At 59.3% G+C, this 20200-nt stretch carries 18 protein-coding genes and 1 tRNA gene; 14 read left to right on the top strand and 5 right to left on the bottom strand.

Annotated elements, in window-relative coordinates; translation table 11 throughout:
* Nucleotides 1-13 precede the first annotated feature (13 nt).
* Nucleotides 14-1039, bottom strand: a complete 1026-nt coding sequence (gene galE / locus LVD12_RS15220; RefSeq protein ID WP_237068578.1) for a UDP-glucose 4-epimerase GalE — start codon at nucleotides 1037-1039, stop codon at nucleotides 14-16.
* A 368-nt stretch (nucleotides 1040-1407) separates the two neighbouring features.
* Here galE and LVD12_RS15215 point away from each other — a divergent pair, with 368 nt between their 5' ends.
* The 3 genes from LVD12_RS15215 to LVD12_RS15205 all read left to right on the top strand — a co-directional run bounded on the left by LVD12_RS15215 (nucleotide 1408) and on the right by LVD12_RS15205 (nucleotide 6347).
* Nucleotides 1408-3330, top strand: coding sequence for a PrkA family serine protein kinase (locus LVD12_RS15215; RefSeq protein ID WP_237068577.1), 1923 nt, complete (start codon nucleotides 1408-1410; stop codon nucleotides 3328-3330).
* A gap of 159 nt (nucleotides 3331-3489) precedes the next feature.
* Nucleotides 3490-4767 carry a YeaH/YhbH family protein gene (locus tag LVD12_RS15210; protein WP_237068576.1) on the top strand — a complete coding sequence of 426 codons (1278 nt, stop codon included), beginning with the start codon at nucleotides 3490-3492 and terminating at the stop codon, nucleotides 4765-4767.
* Nucleotides 4767-6347: a SpoVR family protein gene (locus LVD12_RS15205; protein ID WP_237068575.1), complete on the top strand. Its 1581-nt coding sequence runs from the start codon at nucleotides 4767-4769 to the stop codon at nucleotides 6345-6347. The genes LVD12_RS15210 and LVD12_RS15205 overlap by 1 nt, the downstream gene beginning before the upstream one ends.
* A gap of 90 nt (nucleotides 6348-6437) precedes the next feature.
* On the opposite strand, the gene LVD12_RS15200 is transcribed toward LVD12_RS15205, so the two are convergent.
* Nucleotides 6438-7004 (bottom strand): response regulator, encoded by a 567-nt coding sequence (locus LVD12_RS15200; RefSeq protein WP_237068574.1) that lies wholly within the window; start codon nucleotides 7002-7004, stop codon nucleotides 6438-6440.
* A gap of 534 nt (nucleotides 7005-7538) precedes the next feature.
* On the opposite strand from LVD12_RS15200, the gene LVD12_RS15195 reads away from it, so the two are divergent.
* Nucleotides 7539-8759 (top strand): multifunctional CCA addition/repair protein, encoded by a 1221-nt coding sequence (locus tag LVD12_RS15195; protein WP_237068573.1) that lies wholly within the window; start codon nucleotides 7539-7541, stop codon nucleotides 8757-8759.
* Nucleotides 8752-9480, top strand: a complete 729-nt coding sequence (locus LVD12_RS15190) for a pteridine reductase (RefSeq protein WP_237068572.1) — start codon at nucleotides 8752-8754, stop codon at nucleotides 9478-9480. Before LVD12_RS15195 ends, LVD12_RS15190 begins: the two co-directional genes overlap by 8 nt.
* A 50-nt stretch (nucleotides 9481-9530) precedes the next feature.
* Here the strand turns inward: LVD12_RS15190 and folK are convergent, their stop codons facing one another.
* Genes folK through tsaD form a run of 3 tightly spaced genes read right to left on the bottom strand, consistent with a single transcriptional unit; the run spans nucleotide 9531 to nucleotide 11454 of the window.
* Nucleotides 9531-10022: a 2-amino-4-hydroxy-6-hydroxymethyldihydropteridine diphosphokinase gene (gene folK, locus LVD12_RS15185; RefSeq protein ID WP_237068571.1), complete on the bottom strand. Its 492-nt coding sequence runs from the start codon at nucleotides 10020-10022 to the stop codon at nucleotides 9531-9533.
* A 2-nt stretch (nucleotides 10023-10024) separates the two neighbouring features.
* Nucleotides 10025-10405, bottom strand: coding sequence for a dihydroneopterin aldolase (gene folB / locus LVD12_RS15180; protein ID WP_237068570.1), 381 nt, complete (start codon nucleotides 10403-10405; stop codon nucleotides 10025-10027).
* On the bottom strand, nucleotides 10405-11454 hold the full coding sequence (tsaD, locus tag LVD12_RS15175) for a tRNA (adenosine(37)-N6)-threonylcarbamoyltransferase complex transferase subunit TsaD (protein ID WP_237068569.1): 1050 nt from the start codon (nucleotides 11452-11454) through the stop codon (nucleotides 10405-10407). Before tsaD ends, folB begins: the two co-directional genes overlap by 1 nt.
* 174 nt (nucleotides 11455-11628) lie before the next feature.
* On the opposite strand from tsaD, the gene rpsU reads away from it, so the two are divergent.
* The 9 genes from rpsU (at nucleotide 11629) to LVD12_RS15130 (ending at nucleotide 20121) form a co-directional block, all read left to right on the top strand.
* Nucleotides 11629-11844, top strand: coding sequence for a 30S ribosomal protein S21 (gene rpsU / locus LVD12_RS15170; RefSeq protein ID WP_020411530.1), 216 nt, complete (start codon nucleotides 11629-11631; stop codon nucleotides 11842-11844).
* A gap of 201 nt (nucleotides 11845-12045) precedes the next feature.
* Complete coding sequence (locus LVD12_RS15165) at nucleotides 12046-12492, top strand: GatB/YqeY domain-containing protein (protein ID WP_237068568.1); 447 nt, start codon at nucleotides 12046-12048, stop codon at nucleotides 12490-12492.
* A 46-nt stretch (nucleotides 12493-12538) separates the two neighbouring features.
* Complete coding sequence (dnaG, locus tag LVD12_RS15160; RefSeq protein WP_237068567.1) at nucleotides 12539-14551, top strand: DNA primase; 2013 nt, start codon at nucleotides 12539-12541, stop codon at nucleotides 14549-14551.
* Between the two features lie 185 nt (nucleotides 14552-14736).
* On the top strand, nucleotides 14737-16608 hold the full coding sequence (rpoD, locus tag LVD12_RS15155) for an RNA polymerase sigma factor RpoD (RefSeq protein ID WP_237068566.1): 1872 nt from the start codon (nucleotides 14737-14739) through the stop codon (nucleotides 16606-16608).
* Nucleotides 16609-16706: 98 nt separating this feature from the next.
* Nucleotides 16707-17096, top strand: coding sequence for a diacylglycerol kinase (locus LVD12_RS15150; protein WP_237068565.1), 390 nt, complete (start codon nucleotides 16707-16709; stop codon nucleotides 17094-17096).
* 161 nt (nucleotides 17097-17257) lie between these two features.
* Entirely contained in the window at nucleotides 17258-18289 is a 1032-nt protein-coding gene (locus LVD12_RS15145; RefSeq protein ID WP_237068564.1) for an autotransporter outer membrane beta-barrel domain-containing protein, read from the top strand.
* Nucleotides 18290-18372: 83 nt separating this feature from the next.
* Nucleotides 18373-18449 (top strand) — tRNA-Ile (locus tag LVD12_RS15140).
* A 600-nt stretch (nucleotides 18450-19049) separates the two neighbouring features.
* A complete protein-coding gene (locus LVD12_RS15135) occupies nucleotides 19050-19598 on the top strand; it encodes a hypothetical protein (RefSeq protein WP_237068563.1) in 549 nt (182 codons plus the stop codon).
* Between the two features lie 79 nt (nucleotides 19599-19677).
* A complete protein-coding gene (locus tag LVD12_RS15130; protein ID WP_237068562.1) occupies nucleotides 19678-20121 on the top strand; it encodes a RidA family protein in 444 nt (147 codons plus the stop codon).
* The last annotated feature ends 79 nt before the right edge of the window (nucleotides 20122-20200 follow it).

The raw sequence follows: 20200 nt of genomic DNA, 5'->3' as shown, positions 1-20200 counted from the left end.
AGTCGCCGGGGACTTAACTGCTGTAGCCGTTCGGGTTCTGGGACTGCCAGCGCCAGGTGTCAACTACCATCCGCGTAAGATCATACTCCGCTTTCCAACCCAGCTCTTGCTCTGCCAGGGTCGGGTCAGCGAAACATGCAGCGATATCCCCGGGGCGCCGAGGAACCACCTTGTAGGGAATCGGTCGCTCACAGGCAGCTTCGAACGCGCGGACAATCTCCAGGACAGAGCTGCCTTGCCCTGTGCCCAGGTTATAGGTGAAGCAACCAAATCCTGTTCCCGGCACACGCAGCTTCTCCAGGGCAGCCAAGTGTCCACGGGCCAGGTCCACTACGTGAATGTAGTCCCGGACGCCAGTACCATCTTCTGTGTTGTAGTCGTCCCCGAACACCTGCAGGTGTGGCAGTCGGCCTACGGCCACCTGAGCGACGTAAGGCAGCAGGTTATTGGGAATCCCCTGGGGATCCTCCCCGATACTGCCGCTGTGATGGGCGCCGATAGGGTTGAAATAGCGCAACAAGGTAATTTGCCACTGGCTGCCCGGGGCGGCGCAGACATCACGAAGGATGTTTTCCACCATAAGTTTACTTGCACCGTATGGGTTGGTCGCGCCTGTGGGGAAGTTCTCCCGAATCGGGACCGTATGGGGGTCACCGTAAACCGTGGCCGAAGAGCTGAAGATCAACTGGCGGACGCCAAACTCCTCCATCACCTCGCACAGCGTCAATGTTCCCGCAACATTATTCTGGTAATAGCGCAGCGGCTGGGCGACGGACTCACCTACAGCCTTCAAACCGGCAAAATGCACCACAGCTTCGATGTCATGGCGAGAAAAAATGTCTCGCAGTGCGGCAGCGTCGCGGATATCAGCGGTATACAGTGGTACTGACTTTCCCGTGATGGCCTCCACCCGGTGCAGGGCCTCGGCACTGCTGTTGCTGAGATTATCCACCACCACGGGCTCCCATCCCGCCTCGATCAGCTCAACACAGGTATGACTGCCGATATAGCCGGCTCCGCCGGTCACCAGAATCGCCATGGCGCGAATCTCCAAAAACTGCACTTCAGAATTGGCGGCTAGTAGAGCGCAAAACTGCCACCTAATTCAACCTATGTTGGCGGCTGCGCCTCCCGCAGGGCGGTGGGAAAGCTATCCTGATTATGTGAGAGGAATTTTACAGTTTCTCGTTTGGCGACACACCGAGTGTCGCAACGGTAATAAAGATAGAGTTGAGCGCGAGAGCGCCTTTCAGTTACCGCGAAACCTGCCGAGCAGGTCGCGCCCGCATCGTCAGCCGCACGGGTCAGTTGTTCACACAGGCGAAAGCCTCTGCGATACCCAGCATGCACGGTATTGGTGCGACTGGCTGGAAGAGCTGTCCGACACGCCAAAGGGAGTTGTGCACGATGACGATTTTCAACCACTACCTGGAACGGTACGAGGCCATTCAGGATGAAGAGCTCAGCATCCAGGAATATCTGGAGCTGTGCAAAAACGACCGCAGTGCCTACGCCTCTCCGGCGGAGCGCATGCTGATGGCCATCGGTGAGCCAGAGCTGGTGGACACGTCCCGCGATCCCCGCCTGTCGCGCATCTTTTCCAACAAGGTGATCAAGCGGTATTCCGCCTTCAGTGAATTTTATGGCATGGAGGAGGCCATCGAGCAGATTGTCTCGTTCTTCCGCCATGCCGCTCAGGGCCTGGAGGAGAAGAAACAGATCCTCTACCTGCTGGGCCCGGTAGGTGGCGGCAAGTCATCGCTGGCCGAAAGACTTAAGGCATTGATGGAAAAGATCCCCATCTACGCCATCAAGGGATCGCCGGTGTTTGAATCCCCCCTGAGTCTCTTCTCCCCCACCGAAGACGGCCAGATTCTGGAAGAGGATTACGGTATTGCGCGGCGCTATGTGAATACCATCATGTCACCCTGGGCGGTCAAGCGACTGCATGAGTACCGGGGCGATATCAGTAAGTTCCGGGTTGTGAAAGTCCGCCCCTCGATACTCGATCAGATCGCGATCTCAAAGACCGAACCCGGCGATGAAAACAACCAGGACATTTCCGCCCTGGTCGGCAAGATCGATATCCGCAAGCTGGAGGATTTCCCCCAGAACGACCCCGATGCCTACAGCTTCTCTGGCAGCCTCTGCCGGGCCAATCAGGGCCTGATGGAGTTCGTCGAGATGTTCAAGGCGCCGATCAAAGTGCTGCACCCGCTACTCACTGCGACCCAGGAAGGCAACTACAACAGTACGGAAGGCCTCGGTTCCATCCCCTTCAACGGTGTCATTCTCGCCCACTCCAACGAGTCCGAATGGCAGTCCTTCCGCAACAACCGCAACAACGAGGCTTTCCTCGACCGGATCTATATCGTCAAGGTTCCCTACTGTGTGCGGGTACAGGAAGAGATCAAGATCTACAAAAAGCTGCTTGAGCACAGCTCGCTATCGAAGGCCCCCTGTGCACCGGATACGTTGCGCATGCTGGCGCAATTCTCAGTGCTGTCCAGAATCAAGGATCCGGAGAATTCCAGCCTGTTCTCCAAGATGCGCATTTATGACGGTGAGAACCTGAAGGATACGGACCCCAAGGCGAAAACGATCCAGGAATACCGTGACAACGCCGGAGTCGACGAGGGCATGAATGGTCTCTCGACCCGCTTTGCCTTCAAGATCCTGTCGAAAGTCTTCAACTTTGATGCCACTGAAGTGGCCGCCAACCCGGTTCACCTGCTGTACGTCCTCGAGCAGCAGATCGAGCAGGAACAATTCCCGCCGGAGCAGCAGGAGCGTTACCTCGGCTTCATCAAGGAATACCTGGCGCCACGGTATGTCGAGTTCATCGGCAAGGAAATCCAGACGGCCTACCTCGAGTCCTATGCCGAATACGGCCAGAACCTCTTCGACCGGTATGTCACCTACGCCGACTTCTGGATTCAGGACCAGGAATACCGGGATCCGGAAACCGGGGAGATTCTCGACCGCGGCGCCCTGAACGAAGAACTGGAGAAAACCGAAAAGCCCGCCGGCATCTCCAACCCCAAGGACTTCCGCAACGAGATCGTCAACTTTGTGCTGCGCGCACGGGCCAATAACCAGGGCAAGAACCCCGACTGGCGCTCCTACGAGAAACTCCGCGCGGTGATCGAGAAGAAGATGTTCTCCAACACTGAGGACCTGCTCCCGGTAATTTCCTTCAATACCAAGGCCTCCGCTGAAGACCAGAAGAAACACGCCGACTTTGTCGCACGGATGGTCGAGCGGGGCTATACCGAGAAACAGGTGCGGCTGCTCTCGGAATGGTATCTGCGGGTCCGCAAATCGCAGTAATCCGGCAGTACTCGCGGGACGCTACACACGTGCGGCGTCCGGCGGCAGGGATAGCAACCGGTCCACTCCTGGCAACTTCTTCCTGCAAGAAGGGAAAGGTCCAGGAGGCAAGCCTCACGCTGTGCCCGCCGCTGCCACGCACTGGTCAGAGGCAGTAACATGAGCTACATCATCGACCGCCGGTTGAATGGCAAGAAAAAAAGTACGGTCAACCGGCAGCGCTTCCTGCGCCGGTACAAGGCCCATATCAAAAAGGCCGTCGGCGAGGCCATGACCAACCGCTCCATTACCGATATGGACAAGGGCGAGCGGATCAGCATTCCCACCCGGGATATCAATGAACCGGTCTTCAACCATGGCCCCGGTGGCCATGTCGAGCGCGTCCTTCCGGGAAACCGGGAATTTGTCTCCGGTGACCGGATCCCACGCCAGGGGCAGCAGGGAGCTGGCGGCGGTGGTGGCGGTGCCAGTGACAGCGGCGAGGGCGTGGATGACTTTGTTTTCCAGATCTCCCAGGAAGAGTTCCTCGATTTCATGTTCGAGGGGCTGCAGCTGCCCAACATGATCAAGCGGCGGCTTGCAGGTAATGAATCGTTCAAGATGGTACGCGCCGGCTTCAGCAACGAGGGGACCCCCGGCAGGCTCAATGTAGTGCGCTCACTGCGCGCCGCAAACGCGCGCCGCATCGCCCTGACGAGCAGCAAACGTCGTAACCTGCGCGAACTGGAAGAGGAACTTGCGCGGGAAGAAGGCAAGGATCCCGCATTGCGGGACCAGCGCAAGCTCGATACGTTGGGCAAACGTATTGCTGAGTTGCGCGGTCGGATCGACAAGATTCCGTTCCTCGATGACTTCGACCTCAAATACAACCTGCTGGTCAAGCAGCCCAAACCCCGCTCCAAGGCCGTCATGTTTTGCCTGATGGACGTCTCCGGCTCCATGAACCAGGCCACCAAGGATATGGCCAAGCGCTTCTTCCTGCTTCTCTACCTCTTCCTGCAGAGGAGTTACGAATATACGGAAGTCGTTTTCATCCGCCACCACACCAGCGCCAAGGAAGTGGATGAGGAGGAGTTTTTCTACTCCCGCGAGACCGGCGGCACCATTGTCTCCAGCGCCCTTAAACTGATGCGCCGCATCATGCAGGAACGCTACCCTGCCAGCGAATGGAATATCTATGGCGCGCAGGCTTCTGATGGCGACAACTGGAACGATGACTCCAGCACCTGCCACAAAATCCTGATCAACGACATCATGCCGCACGTGCAGTACTTCTCCTATGTGGAAATAACCCCCCGCGATCACCAGGCCCTGTGGGAGGAGTATGAGAGCGTTCGCGCCATTTTCCCGGAACACTTCGCCATGGAGCAGATCGTGGACCTGAAGGACATCTACCCGGTGTTCCGCCAACTGTTCAGTCAGAAGGTGGCCGCGTAATGCTTGATAAGTTTCCCACAGCGCCGGACGCAAAATCGGAAGGGCCCATTTCCACGACATCGGAATGGACTTTTGAACTGATCCAGGAGTATGACCGGGCCATCGCCGAACTGGCGGAGGAGTTCGGCCTCGACACTTACCCGAACCAGATCGAGATCATCAGTTCGGAACAGATGATGGACGCCTACTCCTCGGTGGGCATGCCAGTGGGCTATAACCACTGGTCATTCGGCAAGCAGTTCATCAGTGTCGAAAACAATTACCAGCGCGGCCTGATGGGGCTTGCCTACGAGATCGTGATCAACTCCAACCCCTGCATCGCCTATCTCATGGAAGAGAACACCATGACGATGCAGGCACTGGTGATCGCCCACGCCTGTTACGGCCACAATTCCTTCTTCAAAGGGAATTACCTGTTTCGCAGCTGGACCGACGCCAGCAGCATCATCGACTACCTGCTGTTCGCCAAGAACTACATCGCCAGGTGTGAAGAGCGCCACGGTGTGGAGGAAGTGGAAGCGATTCTCGACTCCTGCCACGCACTGATGAACTACGGCGTCGATCGCTACAAGCGGCCTTACCCGATCTCCGCCGTCGAAGAGGAGCGCCGACAGAAAGAGCGGGAGGAGTACCGCCAGCGTCAGCTCAATGACCTGTGGCGAACCATTCCCAAAATGGGCAATGGCCGAGAGGAAAAGCCGAACTTCCGCTTCCCGGAAGAACCACAGGAAAACCTGCTCTACTTCATTGAAAAAAATGCGCCACTGCTGGAGAACTGGCAGCGGGAACTGGTGCGGATCGTGCGCAAGCTGGCGCAGTACTTCTATCCGCAGCGCCAGACCCAGGTCATGAACGAGGGTTGGGCTACCTTCTGGCACTACACGCTGCTTTCCGAACTGTATCGCCGCGGCCGGGTGACCGAGGGCTTCATGATGGAGTTCCTGCAGAGTCACACCAATGTGATTTACCAGCCCCCGTTCGACAGCCCCTACTTCAATGGCATCAACCCCTATACCCTCGGATTCAGCATCTTTACCGATCTGCGGCGCATCTGTGAGGAGCCAACTGAAGAGGACCGGGCCTGGTTCCCGGACATCGCCGGCAGTAACTGGAAGGAAACCCTCCAGTTCGCGATGCGGGACTTCAAGGATGAAAGCTTTATCCTGCAGTTTCTCTCCCCCAAGGTGATGCGGGATATGAAGCTGTTCTGCATCCGTGACGATGACCGGGAGAGCGAGATCGTTGTCAGTGCCATTCACGACGAGGATGGCTACCGCCAACTGCGTGCAGACCTGGCCGGCCAGTACAACCTGGGCAACCGCGAACCCAACATCCAGGTCTATTCAGTGGATACCCGGGGAGATCGCTCACTGACGTTGCATCACACCCAGTACCGGCGTCGGCCCCTGGGTAAGGATACCCCTGAGGTTATGCGCCACCTGCACCGGTTGTGGGGGTTTGATGTTCACATGCACAGCCTGCATGAGGATGAAGTGACGGCGAGCTATCACTGCCCGGAACGGGGCCGGGACCGAATGGATAGCGAAGACGAGCCAATGCTGATCCCCAAGCCGATTTGATCGGTTTATCGGGGCAGCATAGCGACGATGACAATAGCGCCCCAGTCAGGGCGGACGCGGCACAGATGACCGGCCCGCAGGAGACTGGGCTCAGATTTCCAGCAGCAGCTTGACCTTGGCCACCAGCTCGTTGCGGTCAACCGGGGAATTCACCACGGCGTCGGCCCCGGCGTCCAGCCAACGCTGCTGGTCCTGCTCATTGGCGGGCGCCACGAGCAGGGCGTGCACGTTGGCATATTCACTGCGCGACCTCAGGTGATCGAGAATCTGGAAGCCGTTCAGCTGGCTCAGATTGGCGTCCAGCACGAGCAGCGCCGGTTTACAGGCCGCCATCAGGGTGCCGGCCACAAAGCTGTCGCCCGCAACGTCCACTTCACAGCCGGCCTGTTGCAGCGCCTGGCGGCCGGCCCCGGCAATCTCCGGGTCTGTAGTCAGCAACAGCACCTTGCGGCTGGCAACCGCCAACTCGGCGGGTACCGGCATACCGTTGTCCCGCAGGAAGCCGACGAAGTCCTCAACACAGATCCTGTGGTCTCCGCGACCCGGTAGCTTGTAGGCCTTGAGCTGCCCCCGCTCAATCCAGCGAATCACCGTGCGGAAGTTGACCCCGCAATAGCGTGCTGCTTCGCCGGTAGTGAGCACATGCAGTTCGTTCATTTTTAGAATTCCCCCAAACATCCTGCAAACACTGACAGGTACCTCGGACATACGCGACTGCAATAATCGATGAAAATCAGCAGCTGAACGCGAATTTATCCTGCCAACCCCGGGTACCCTTATAAATTATGCTGCCGCAGACTGCAAAAGCAGACCTAAACTCGGCTTCTCAAAATATTGACGAAAGAGATTCACAACCCCTCAACAAAAAACGCCAAGGCATTGTTGACAGGTAAGACAGGTTGTATAGAATGGTCACAATTTCCGGAGATACAGGTCTTAATCCCGGATAACCGTCTACTGTCCCGGCCCGGCAGCACTTTTTCTGCGGGGTCGCTCGGCAGACACCCCTCCCATTACGAATACCCTAAGACCCTGGGCCCCCTTGTTTTTTCGGGGCCTTTTTTTTATCTTGCCTAAATTCTGCGCACTTCTTTTCACACCGCGGCATGCGGTCAGAGCCGGCAAAGATGGATCTATGGCTGTACTCAGTAGTTTCCGGCCCCTCCCTACCCCGCCAGCGGGGCACCTGACATGAAAATCTATCTGGTAGGCGGCGCCGTTCGCGACAAGATGCTCGATCGCCCGATCCACGAGCGGGACTGGGTTGTCGTCGGCGCTGATGAGTCCCGCATGCAGGCCCTGGGTTACACCCCTGTCGGCAAGGACTTTCCGGTATTCCTGCATCCGGACACCAGTGAGGAATACGCACTGGCGCGCACCGAGCGCAAGAGCGGGCATGGCTACGGCGGTTTCACCGTGCACGCCTCACCCGATGTCACCCTCGAGCAGGACCTGATCCGCCGCGACCTGACGATCAATGCCATGGCAGAAAGCGAGAGCGGCGAGCTGATCGACCCCTACGGCGGGCGCGCCGACCTGGAGGCACGCCTGTTGCGGCATGTGTCTCCCGCCTTTGCCGAGGATCCCCTGCGTATCCTGCGGGTCGCGCGCTTCGCCGCCCGTTATCACCATCTGGGTTTCAGGGTTGCCGAGGAAACCATGGGCCTGATGCAGCAGATGGTTGCCGCAGGGGAAGTGGAGCATTTGGTTGCAGAGCGGGTGTGGAAGGAGATCAGCCGCGCGCTGACCGAACCGGACCCGGATATTTTCATCCTGGTGCTGCGCGAGTGCGGTGCTCTCAAGATCCTGTTGCCGGAAGTCGACCGTCTGTTCGGCATTCCCCAACCTCCGCGGCACCACCCGGAAATCGATACCGGCAAGCACCTGCTGCTGGCCCTGAAAGCTGCGCCGGCCGAATTGCCGGTGCGTTTTGCCGTGCTGATGCATGACCTGGGCAAGGGCATCACTCCGGAGGAAGTCCTGCCGAGCCATCGCGGCCACGAAAAGGCGGGGCTACCGCTGGTGCGCGACATCTGCCAGCGCTGGCGGGTGCCCCGGGAGCTCACCGCACTGGCTGCGGGTGTTTGCGAATACCACCTGCACTGCCACCGCGCGCTCGAGCTGCGTCCGCAGACCATCATGAAAATGTTGCGCGCTTTGGATGCCCTGCGCCGACCGCAGCGCTTCGACCACTTCCTGCAGGCCTGCGAGGCAGACGCTCGGGGGCGGGAAGGATTGGAGAATCGGGACTACCCGCAGGTGGAATTCCTGCAGGCAGCGCGGGCCGCCGCCGCCGGCGTGTCACCGCAACCGCTGATCGAACAGGGCTTTGAGGGCGCCGAACTGGGAAAGGCACTGGATCGCGCCCGTATCGAGGCCATTGCCAGGGTCAGGAAGGAGTACCATGCGTAACGCGCTGATCACCGGCGCCGCCGCACGCCTCGGACGGGCCATTGCCCGCGAGCTGCACCGCGACCACCGCATCATTATTCATTACCGCCGCTCTGCCACCGCCGCCCAGCGACTGGTGCAGGAGCTGAACGAGCAGCGACCGGAATCCGCCGCGGCCCTGCAGAGCGACCTGGACAGTGCGTCCGGTTGCGAACGGCTTGCCCAACACGCCTGCGACCTCTGGGGCGGAATCGATGTGCTGGTCAACAATGCCTCATCCTTTTATCCGACGCCGGTGGGAAGCGCCGACGAACGCGACTGGGACCAGCTGGTGGGCAGCAATCTCAAAGCGCCCTTTTTCCTGAGTCAGGCTCTGGCTCCCACTCTGACCGAGCGCAGCGGCAGCATCATCAACATGATCGACATTCATGCCGAGCGCCCCATGCCACAGCACACGATTTACTGTGCGGCCAAAGCCGGCCTGGTCATGCTTACCAAGAGCCTGGCGCTGGAGCTGGCGCCCAAAGTACGGGTGAACGGAGTGGCGCCCGGCGCAATCCTGTGGCCGGAACAGGAGGAAGTGGACGAGGAAGCCAAGGCGCGGACGCTGTCCCGCATTCCGCTAGGCCGCACCGGCAGCGAAGCGGATATTGCGCGCACGGTGCGCTTCCTGGTCGCCGAACCGTCCTATATCAGCGGACAGGTCATCGCGGTGGATGGCGGGCGCAGCCTGAACATCTGACAGCCCTTCACCGCTGGGAGACTGCCACCACTGATCGCTTGCGACCGCATTCATGGCCAGCGGAAGTCCACCGGCCACAGTTTCTGCTTCATCTTGTCGTACCGCTCCCAGAGCTCGGCATAGCTCTCGCCGCTTAACGGGTGTTGCTGCTGCGGGGCAATCTCGGCCAGGGGCTGCAGGACAAACGCATTCTTCAGAATCTCCCCACGCGGCAGCTCGACGCCGTCAACGGTGCCCGCCAGCTCGTCATAGGTGAGAATGTCGATATCCAGTGTCCGAGCACTGAACTTGGGCCCACCGCGCCGGCGGCCGTTGGCATCCTCGATCTCCCGCAGGCGCAGGGCCAACGCACCCACCGACAGATCGGTATGAATGCCAACCACCAGGTTATAGAAGTTGGCGCCGTCGAAACCCACCGCCTCACTCTCGAACACCCGCGAGACCGTCAAATCACCGAAATCCCGCGCCAGCGCCTCGAGGCCGGCACGGATATGGGCTTCGCGATCAATATTGCTGCCGAGGCTGAGAAAGACCTGCGCCATGCTCACACCCCTGCAGCCGCACCGGTCGCCGGGCGCTGACCGCGCTCGATGATCACGCCGACATCGCGGGATCCGCGCACGGCGCCGGGCTTCGACAGCCGCAGGCGCAGCCAGGAAACACTGAATTCATCGCGCACAATGGCGGCCGCCTGCTCCGCCATCGTCTCCACCAACAGAAACTCACTGCCCTCGATAAAGGCGATCAGCCGCTTGGCAACTGCCTTGTAGTTCAGGGTGTGCTCAATGTTGTCGGTGCGCGCCGCTTCGGCAATGTCGAACGCCATCTCCAGGTCGAGACTGACGGTCTGGCGCACCTCCCGCTCCCAGTCGTAAATGCCAATGATCGTGTCGACCTTGAGGTCACGGATGTAGACGATATCCATCAGCTGGCGAGACTCCCACTGCCTTCCTTAGTTAATTCCGTCATTGGCCAGCGCGGCCGCACATCGACGGCCAAGCCCGTGCGCTCCCCGGCCCTCAGGCGCAGAAAACCCGCGTAGGCAATCATGGCACCGTTGTCGGTACAGAACTCGTGGCGCGGGTAATAGACTGTGGCCCCCTCCTCTGCCAGACGCGTCTCCAGGCGCTGCCGCAGCAACCTGTTGGCAGATACCCCGCCGGCAATCACCAGGGTTCTGTGTCCGGAGGCCTGAATGGCGCGGCGACACTTGATCACCAGGGTGTCCACCACCGCCTCCTGGAAAGCGGCGGCGATATCCGCACAGGTCTGTTCGTCGGGTAGCCCGTCCTCCAGTGCATGCTCCCGCACCGTGGTCAGGGTGTATGTCTTGAGACCGGAAAAACTGAAGTCCAGCCCCGGGCGGTCGGTCATCGGCCGCGGGAAGGTGAACCGCTGTGGATCACCCTTTTCCGCCAGCGCCGCCAACCGCGGGCCGCCGGGATAGTCCAGGTCGAGCATCTTGGCCGCCTTGTCGAAGGCCTCACCGGCCGCATCATCCAGTGACTCACCCATGAGGGCATAGTCACCGAGCCCGCGCACATCCACCAGCTGCGTGTGACCACCAGAGACGAGCAGGGCCACGAACGGGAAGGCGGGCGGGCTCTCCTCCAGCATCGGCGCCAGCAGGTGACCCTCCATATGGTGAACGGCCACCGCCGGGATCTTCCAGGCGTACGCGAGGGCGCGGCCGGCACAGGCACCGACCATCAGCGCACCAACGAGCCCGGGGCCGGCCGTGTAGGCAATGCCATCCAGCTCGGCCGGATTTGTGCCGGTCTGCGCCATCACCTGCCGTACCAGTGGCAGCAGTTTGCGCACGTGGTCGCGGCTGGCCAGCTCGGGCACAACACCGCCGTATTCGGCATGCAGGTCCACCTGGCTGAAGACGGCGTGACCAAGCAGTCCGCTTTCGCTGTCGTAAATCGCGACACCCGTTTCGTCGCAGGAGGTTTCGATACCGAGGACTCGCACTGGTTCTGCTACTCGTGACTGCTTCAGGGGCTCGCTATCATACCGGAAAAGAGGCTTGCGATCGCCGAGCCGAGTGATTAGAATTTGCGCCCTCGCTGTGAACCGGCCTCCGGATTGCAACTGCGAGAGCATTTGCCGGAAAGGCCGAGAGAAACGAATTTTACAGGTATTCTAATGCCCTCAGTACGAATCAAAGACAACGAACCTTTCGATATCGCCCTGCGCCGCTTCAAGCGCTCCTGCGAAAAAGCCGGTGTACTGTCCGAAGTACGTCGTCGCGAGTTCTACGAGAAGCCGACTGCTGTTCGCAAGCGCAAGGCTGCTGCCGCTGTAAAGCGTCACGCCAAGAAGCTGCAGCGCGAAAACCGCAAGTTCCAGCGCCTCTACTAAGAAGCTGCCGCAAGGCACTTTCACAGGGAGGCCTGCCGGGGTCCAACCCCGCGCGGTAACGACAAACGGCGTGCGAGTCCGACTCGCGCGCCGTTTTGCGTTGTGCCGACAAGGCATCAGCAGCGCACTTCCGCGCCAGCCCCCCGGCGCGCTATGCTAGCCGTCAACCGAACAACAATCCTAACAGCCGGACCCACCGCCATGAGCACTCTCAAGGAAACCCTCGCACAAGCCACCAAGGACGCCATGAAGGCCCGCGACAAGGAGCGCCTGGCGACACTGCGGCTGATCAATGCCGAGATCAAGCGCGTCGAGGTGGATGAGCGCATCGAACTGGACGACGCCCGCATCCTGGCTTTGCTGGACAAGATGACTAAGCAGCGCCGCGACTCCATCACCCAGTACGAAAAGGCCGGCCGCCCGGAACTGGCTGCCATTGAACAGGCCGAGATCGATGTAATCCAGCAGTTCCTGCCCGAGCAGCTGAGCGAGGATGAAATTTCCGAGATCGTCGCCGCCGCGGTCCGCGATACCGGTGCCTCCGGCATGGCCGACATGGGCAAGGTGATGGCGCAGGTGAAACCCCAGGTGCAGGGCCGCGCAGATATGGGCGCAGTGAGCAAGCAAGTCAAGGCCCAGCTGGGCTGATCACGGGCACGGGAGTAGTTTCCGCTCTCCCCACCAGAGCGCATTTATGGCCGGCAAGATTCCCCAGCACTTTATCGACGACCTGCTCGCACGTGCAGATATCGTCGATATCGTCGACAGCCGGGTAAAACTGCGCAAGACCGGCAAGAACTATTCCGCCTGCTGCCCCTTTCACGACGAAAAGACCCCGTCTTTCACTGTCAGCCCCGACAAGCAGTTTTATTACTGCTTCGGCTGCGGCGCCAGTGGCAATGCCGTCGGATTCCTGATGGAGTACGACCGCCTGCCGTTCCCGGAGGCGGTGGAAAAGCTGGCGGCGGGCATGGGCCTCGAAGTGCCCCGTGAGCAGCTCGCCCCCGGTCAGGAAAGGCGCCAGCGGGAGAGCCAGTCCCTCTACCAGCTGACAGAGCGGGCAGCGGAGTTCTACCGCCAACAGCTGCGCAGCCACCCCTCCGCCGGGCGCGCCGTCGCCTACCTGCGCCAGCGGGGGCTGTCCGGTGAAATTGCGCGCGATTTCGGTATCGGCCTGGCCCCGCCGGGATGGGACAACCTGCTGAATGCCTTGGCAGAGTCCGCAGAGAAGGCGGACCAGCTGGAGCTGGCAGGCCTTGCCATCCGCCGACAGGACAGCGATGGTCAGACCCAGCCCGGTCGCCGCCACCACTACGACCGCTTTCGCGACCGCATCATGTTCCCGATCCGGGATCAGCGCGGGCGCCCCATCGCTTTTGGAGGTCGCGTTCTCGGCGACGAGAAACCCAAGTACCTCAACTCGCCGGAAACGCCCATTTTCCACAAGAGCCGCGAACTCTATGGGCTCTGGGAGGCACGGCAGGCCAACCGCGACCTGAAACGGCTGATCGTGGTGGAAGGCTACATGGATGTGGTGGCCCTGGCCCAGTTTGGCATCCGCTATGCAGTCGCCACCCTGGGCACCGCCTGTGGCGAGGAACATATCCAGCTGGCATTCCGGCATGTGCCGGAGCTGGTTTTCTGCTTCGATGGCGACAAGGCCGGCCGCACCGCGGCGCAGCGCGCCCTGGAGGCCGCCCTGCCCCAGATGCAGGACGGACGCAGCCTGCGCTTCCTGCTGTTACCCGAAGGCGAGGATCCGGACACCCTGGTGCGCCAGGTGGGTGGCGAACGTTTCGAGCAGCTGATCAATGAACAGGCCCGGCCACTGGAGGACTTCCTCTTCGATCTCCTCGGTGAGGGCATCAACCTGCAGACCATGGATGGCCGTGCGCGGCTGTCCAAGCTGGCCGGCCCGCTGCTGGACCAGCTACCGGATGGCGTTTACCGCCAGCTGATGTTCCAGCAACTGGCAGCGCGTACCGGGCTGGACCGGGCCACCCTGGAAGAAGTGATCAACGCCGAAAAAGCCCGCACCGCCCAGGCGCGCGCACAGGCCCAGCCCCGGGGACCGAGCCCGGAGCAGAAAACGGAGCGCCCACCCTCCCCGGGGCCGCGCCCCGAACCGGCGTACAACCACGCCACCAGTTTGGAGATGCCGCCGGGCCCGTTGGAAGAGGTTCCGCCACCGCCCGAGGCACCGGAGCCCGCATTCAGCAGTGCGGCACCAGCACAGCATCGACCCCGTGGCCAGTACCGGTTGCCGGCGGAGCGTATGCTGATCGCCCTTCTGCTGCACCACCCGCAGCTGGCGCAACAGATCGATGATGTCAGTCGCTTTCGCGACAGCGGCCATCCAGACCTGCAATTATTCGCTCAGCTGGTCGGACTGCTGCAACAGCGGCCAGACTACAATCTGAACCAGTTACTGGGTTACTGGCGCGCTCACCACGGCGCCGATTCCTGCGAGACGCTGGCGCAACTCGCCACCTCGCAACTGGTCACCGGTGCCAGGCAACTGGCAAAGGGTGACACGCAACTGGAATACGATCCGCAGGCAGAGTTTCGCGACTGCCTGCAGAGACTCGAGCGGGCAGAACAGAAGGCCCGCAACCGCAGCCTGCTGGAGCAGCTGAAGAGCGCCGGCGGCCAGCTCAGCCCGGAACAGCGGGCCCTGCTGGCCAACTGGCAGCGCAAACGCGAGTAACCGTGGCAGGCCTTGAAATCTCAGGGCACACCGCCATATCCATTCAACCTAGGACGCCGACCGGGAATACAGAGCAGACAGATCGAACCCCTGTCCCTTGACAGCCAGAGTGGTTATTGCTAGCGCAAGTAAGCTATAATCCCGCGTCTTTGTCCCGTATTTTTTCCTTACTTTCAGGGTTGTGCATGACCGACAACACCCAGCAACAGACTTCACGTATCAAGGAGTTGATTGCCCGCGGTAAAGAGCAGGGCTATCTCACCTACGCAGAAGTAAACGACCACCTCCCCGAGGACATCTCCGACCCGGATCAGGTCGAAGATATCATCGGCATGATCAACGACATGGGTATCAAGGTGTATGAAACTGCACCGGATGCCGAAGAGTTATTGATGGCCGAGGGCGACAGCTCCGCCGACGAAATCGCCGCCGCCGAAGCCGCCGCCGCACTGGCCGCGGTAGAGTCCGACGTGGGCCGCACCACGGACCCGGTGCGCATGTACATGCGCGAGATGGGCACCGTTGAACTGCTGACCCGCGAGGGCGAGATCGCCATTGCCAAGCGCATCGAAGAGGGCCTGAGGGAACTCATGGCTGCCCTGGCCTACTGGCCCGGTGCCGTGCAGCAGGTAATCGACGAGTACCAGCTCATCGAGAAGGAAGAGCGCCGTATCCCGGACGTCATTGCCGGCTGGCTGGACCCCGCCGACGAAGTGCCCCCGGGCGCCCAGGCCGGTCAGGCTGCCCAGGAGAACAAGTCCGACAATAGCGACGACGACTCCGAATCTGACGGCGACGATGACGATGACGACGACTCCTCCCAGGAAGAGGAAGAGAACGTCGGCGGCATCGATCCGGAAGAACTCGCCGAGCGCATGAAGAAGTTGATCGCCGCGCAGAAGAAGGCGGACGCCGCCATCAAGAAGCACGGCCGCGACTCCAAGCAGGCCGGTCAGGCAATGGAAGCCGTTGGCGAGATCTTCCGCTATTTCAAGCTGGCACCGCGCCAGTTCGATCCGCTGTATAACCAGGTACGCAACATTCTCGACGAGGTCCGCCTGCAGGAACGCACCATCATGGCGCTCTGCATCAAGAAGGCCAAGATGCCGCGGAAAACCTTCATCAAGGAATTCCCCGGCAACGAGACCAACGACGAATGGATCCCCGGCATCATTAAGAAAAAGCGCGATTATTCCGACAACCTGCGCCAGGTTGCGGAAGACATCATCCGCTGCCAGCGCAAGCTGGCCCAGTGCCAGGAGCGCGCCGGACTGGAGATCGGCCAGATCAAGGAGATCAATCGCCGCATGTCCATCGGCGAGGCACGTTCACGTCGGGCCAAGAAAGAGATGGTCGAGGCCAACCTGCGCCTGGTGATCTCCATCGCCAAGAAGTACACCAACCGGGGACTGCAGTTCCTGGACCTGATTCAGGAAGGCAACATCGGCCTGATGAAGGCGGTGGACAAGTTTGAGTACCGTCGCGGTTACAAGTTCTCGACCTACGCCACCTGGTGGATTCGTCAGGCGATCACCCGCTCCATCGCGGACCAGGCACGCACCATCCGTATCCCGGTGCACATGATCGAGACCATCAACAAGCTGAACCGCATCAGCCGCCAGATGCTGCAGGAGATGGGCCGCGAGCCGACCCCGGAGGAGCTGGGCGAGCGCATGGACATGCCGGAAGACAAGGTGCGCAAGGTGCTCAAGATCGCCAAAGAGCCGATCTCCATGGAGACCCCCATTGGCGACGACGAAGATTCCCACCTGGGAGACTTCATCGAGGACCAGAACCAGGCATCCCCGGTGGACACTGCCACCCAGACCGGCCTGCACGACGCGACCCGCTCTGTACTGTCCGGCCTGACCGCACGGGAAGCCAAGGTCCTGCGTATGCGCTTCGGTATCGACATGAACACTGACCACACCCTCGAAGAAGTGGGCAAGCAGTTCGACGTCACCCGTGAGCGTATCCGTCAGATCGAAGCCAAAGCGCTGCGCAAGTTGCGACACCCGTCGCGCTCGGAGCACCTGCGAAGCTTCCTCGACGAGTAAGCACCCAAAGCCCGGCACCGCCGGGCTTTTTTATGACAACCGGGTGACAGGGTGAACCAGTCGTTGGCCAGCCTGCTCAGGCAATGGAAAATAAAACCATGCAAGAAGAGTTCATCAACAAGCCCGGCAAGACCGGCATCTCCCGCCTGATCGACGCCACCAACTATTCATGGCAGGGGCTGCTCACCACCTGGCGCAATGAAGCCGCCTTCCGCCAGGAAGTCACTCTCGCCATCTTCCTGATCCCGCTGGCCATCTGGCTCGGCGAGACGGGCGTTGAACGCGCATTGCTGATTGGCGTCACCCTGCTGGTGATGATCATCGAGCTGCTGAACAGCGCCATCGAGGCCACTATCGATCGCATCGGACCAGAACGCCACCCGCTGTCGAAAGTCGCGAAAGACACCGCCTCTGCGGCTGTTTCCCTGTCGCTGTTGCTTTGGCTTTTCACCTGGGGCTGCATCCTGTTGCCGCGCTGGCTTCTCTGAACCCCATGCAACTGGTTTGTCACAATGAGGCAGTCCAGTCGCCGACATAACAGCTCCAGCATACTGATTTCCCTCTGCCGCCCTCACCGGGACGCCGGCAGCCCCTGCTCTTGTCTAAACTCCCATTAACCCAACTCCAGCCATAAACCAGGGAAGCGTTTATGTCTCTCGGCTGCTCCCGGCCGCTGCCGCTATTGATCGTCACGCTGCTGTTGCTGTCGGCCCAGATTACCTCGGCCCAGTTACCCAACGGCCCCGTTTCCACCCGCGAGGAACTCGCCCTGTACAGCCAGATCAAGGCCCTGGCCCAGCAACTTTCGCTGCAGGAAGTAACGGGCTATCAGCAGCGCCGCGGTGAGCAGCGTCTGGGAAATGGCGGCGCCGGCACCGGCGGCTTGCGATTGTTTCACCGCAACGAACAGCTCCAGTGGCGCGGCGACCTGGTGACGGGTTTCGAAGGGAAAATCAGCGGAGCACAGCTCCACCGCCAGTTATACAGCGGCCCGACCTGTCGGGGCTCACAGGAATTGGGCTTCTTCGGCGGAAGTAGCGTGATTCGCGGCGATGTGAGGGCGGCCTTCCCTGATTCCGCCACCTACAGGGCCGGACAGAATGAAATCACCAGCTTTCACGGCGGCCTCTACTTCAGCGACTACCGCCACGACCTCGGCTATATCGACGCCATGGCCAAGGTGTCCTATGTCGTCGCGGACATCGACTCAGCTCGAGGACTCAGTACCCGGGTGACCGGCCCACAACTGACCCTTTCGGCCGAAAGGGGCCTCGCCCTGACAATCACGGAAGGGGTTAACCTGGAACCGCAATTACAGATCATCGCCAATTACACCAACTTCGCTGCCCTGCAGGTTGACGGCGATTTCCTAGATACCGACCCAACCCCCGAGGTGGCACTACGGGCCGGACTGCGGATCTACCCCGTGGAGACCGAGCGGGAAATCTACGTATTTGCCAATTACTGGAGCAACCTGGCAGGGGAAGATGACCTGTACCTGCGCAATGGCTCCCGCCTCAAGCTGGAGCGCGGCGCCCACTGGGGAGAAATCGGCGGGGGGATCACCTTACTGGAGAGCAGTATCGCCAGTGTCTTCCTCAACCTGAACTACCGGCATTCACTCGACGATCAGGACTGGACCGGTGCCGGTGCCAACCTCGGCTTCCGCTGGCACTGGTAGCCACCGGCGACAAGGGAAATCGTTGATTCAGAAGGAAAAATCGGGTACCTTTCCCTGCCGCCGTGGCCAGACACGGCATCTGTGGGCCCTTAGCTCAGTTGGTTAGAGCATCCGACTCATAATCGGCAGGTCCTGGGTTCAAGTCCCGGAGGGCCCACCATACTTCCATCTCCGCAATATCCTATACCCGGCAAACCCTTAGCTTTTCGCACTGTTCATAATCCCAGACAAACTTGCTTGTCCAATTCAAGCAGAGAGAACATTCCACATCTGGGAAGCCCCTCGGAAACTCTCGGCATTAGCCGCCTTTAATAGTCACCTCGGAACATTAACCAACGAAACCTGCGCCAACATTTCGATAATTGACCCGCTAGGCCCGAGCTGCAGCGAATCCGGCAACAATAGTGTTTATACATTTGGGACATTCCTTAAAACTTGCATACCCCAACCGCTGTCACCGATAGACAAAACTATTCTGCATGGCGTCAATCGACTCCGCATACCATATGACTCAGCCCAAGATATAAGCACTTCAACCTAACCCATTGATTTTCAAAGGCTTCCAAAAAAAATAGTGAATAGCTTCCACGCTATAACATGAAGGTGATATAAATTCCTTGGCTGTATTTAATAAGCCACCATCTGTTTTAACGAGTGGGTGCAGCACGCCTTACCTAAGCATAGGCAGTATAGAAAATGGATTGATGATCAAGGCAAGCACTCTAGCCTGAAGAAGCTAAACCAACAAAGGGAAAACGTTATGCGAGCTTCAATATTAATATCACTTTTATTTGTATGCGTTTCATCTTTAAGCAGCGCTAGTGAAGCAGTTGACAAGGAAAAATTGAAATACATTATTGATGGCTGGAGTGCCGGATCTTGGGACCCCGTAGTGATCAGGTATAGGAAAGAGAATGGATGGGTTACCAGCCCAGAAGAGCAGCCAGCAAGCGTAAAAAAAGATGGGCCATATGGCTTAACATTTTATAACTCGAACGGTGAGCCGGAATTCAAAATTGACTTGAGCTCAGGTTATTACGTCACCACGAGTTATAATAAGGAGAAGAAAATATTCGACAAAACCTCCCTCGCCTCTTTCGTAAGTTATGATCTAAAAGCCCCGGATAACTTCACCTTCTTGGTGGCGTGGGAGGACGCTTCCGAGGACGGGAGCAAGAGCTACAGTGAAGGCACACGTATTGGCCCGTATAAAAGTTGGTCCGGCTTTAACATCGACAGTGAAGGCGGGCGAAAGTATAAGTATTCGAACATTTTCAATGCCGAAGGCAATGGGATAGCTTCGAAATAAATAACCTCAAAAGTTTAGGCAATGGAGCCCCCTTAACGGCGCTCCACTTTAAGGCCTTATGCACCATTGAGGCAGGATAATGCTAAGACTGCTCAAAACATTTACGATTGCCGCGCTTCTGAACTCAACTTGCTTTGCAAGTCTCGCTTATGCCAAAGAATCGGAAGATTCAAGATGCCTTCAATTAAACGAAACCCTGGAAAAAGAGTACGGCTATTGTGGGGCTGTAGAGGCCGGAGGGCTTCTATACGTATCCGGCACAGTCGGGTCTGGCGATATTAAGGCAGGGATGGTACAGGCGTATGAAAATCTTAAGATTATTCTCAATAAGCGCGGATTAGACTTCTCAGATGTGGTTCGTGAAACGGTATTCACCACAGATCTTGACACCTTCACTGAGAATCGTGGCCTACGGAAGTCATACTATAAAGGCACGTATCCAGCCGCCAGCTGGCTTCAAGTGGAAAAGCTTTACGGCGGAAAATATTCCGTCGAAATCGAGGTTACGGCAAAACTCAGATAACGGTGCATAACTATGTGGACTTAGCCCCAAAAACAGAAGCAACTGCGATGATTTACCTCAAAACCTATCGACCACAAAT

Source organism: Microbulbifer guangxiensis (assembly GCF_021729075.1).
Lineage (GTDB): Bacteria > Pseudomonadota > Gammaproteobacteria > Pseudomonadales > Cellvibrionaceae > Microbulbifer > Microbulbifer guangxiensis.
The sequence above is the reverse complement of the archived record's forward strand: the minus strand, read 5'-3'. Positions and strand labels throughout refer to the sequence as shown.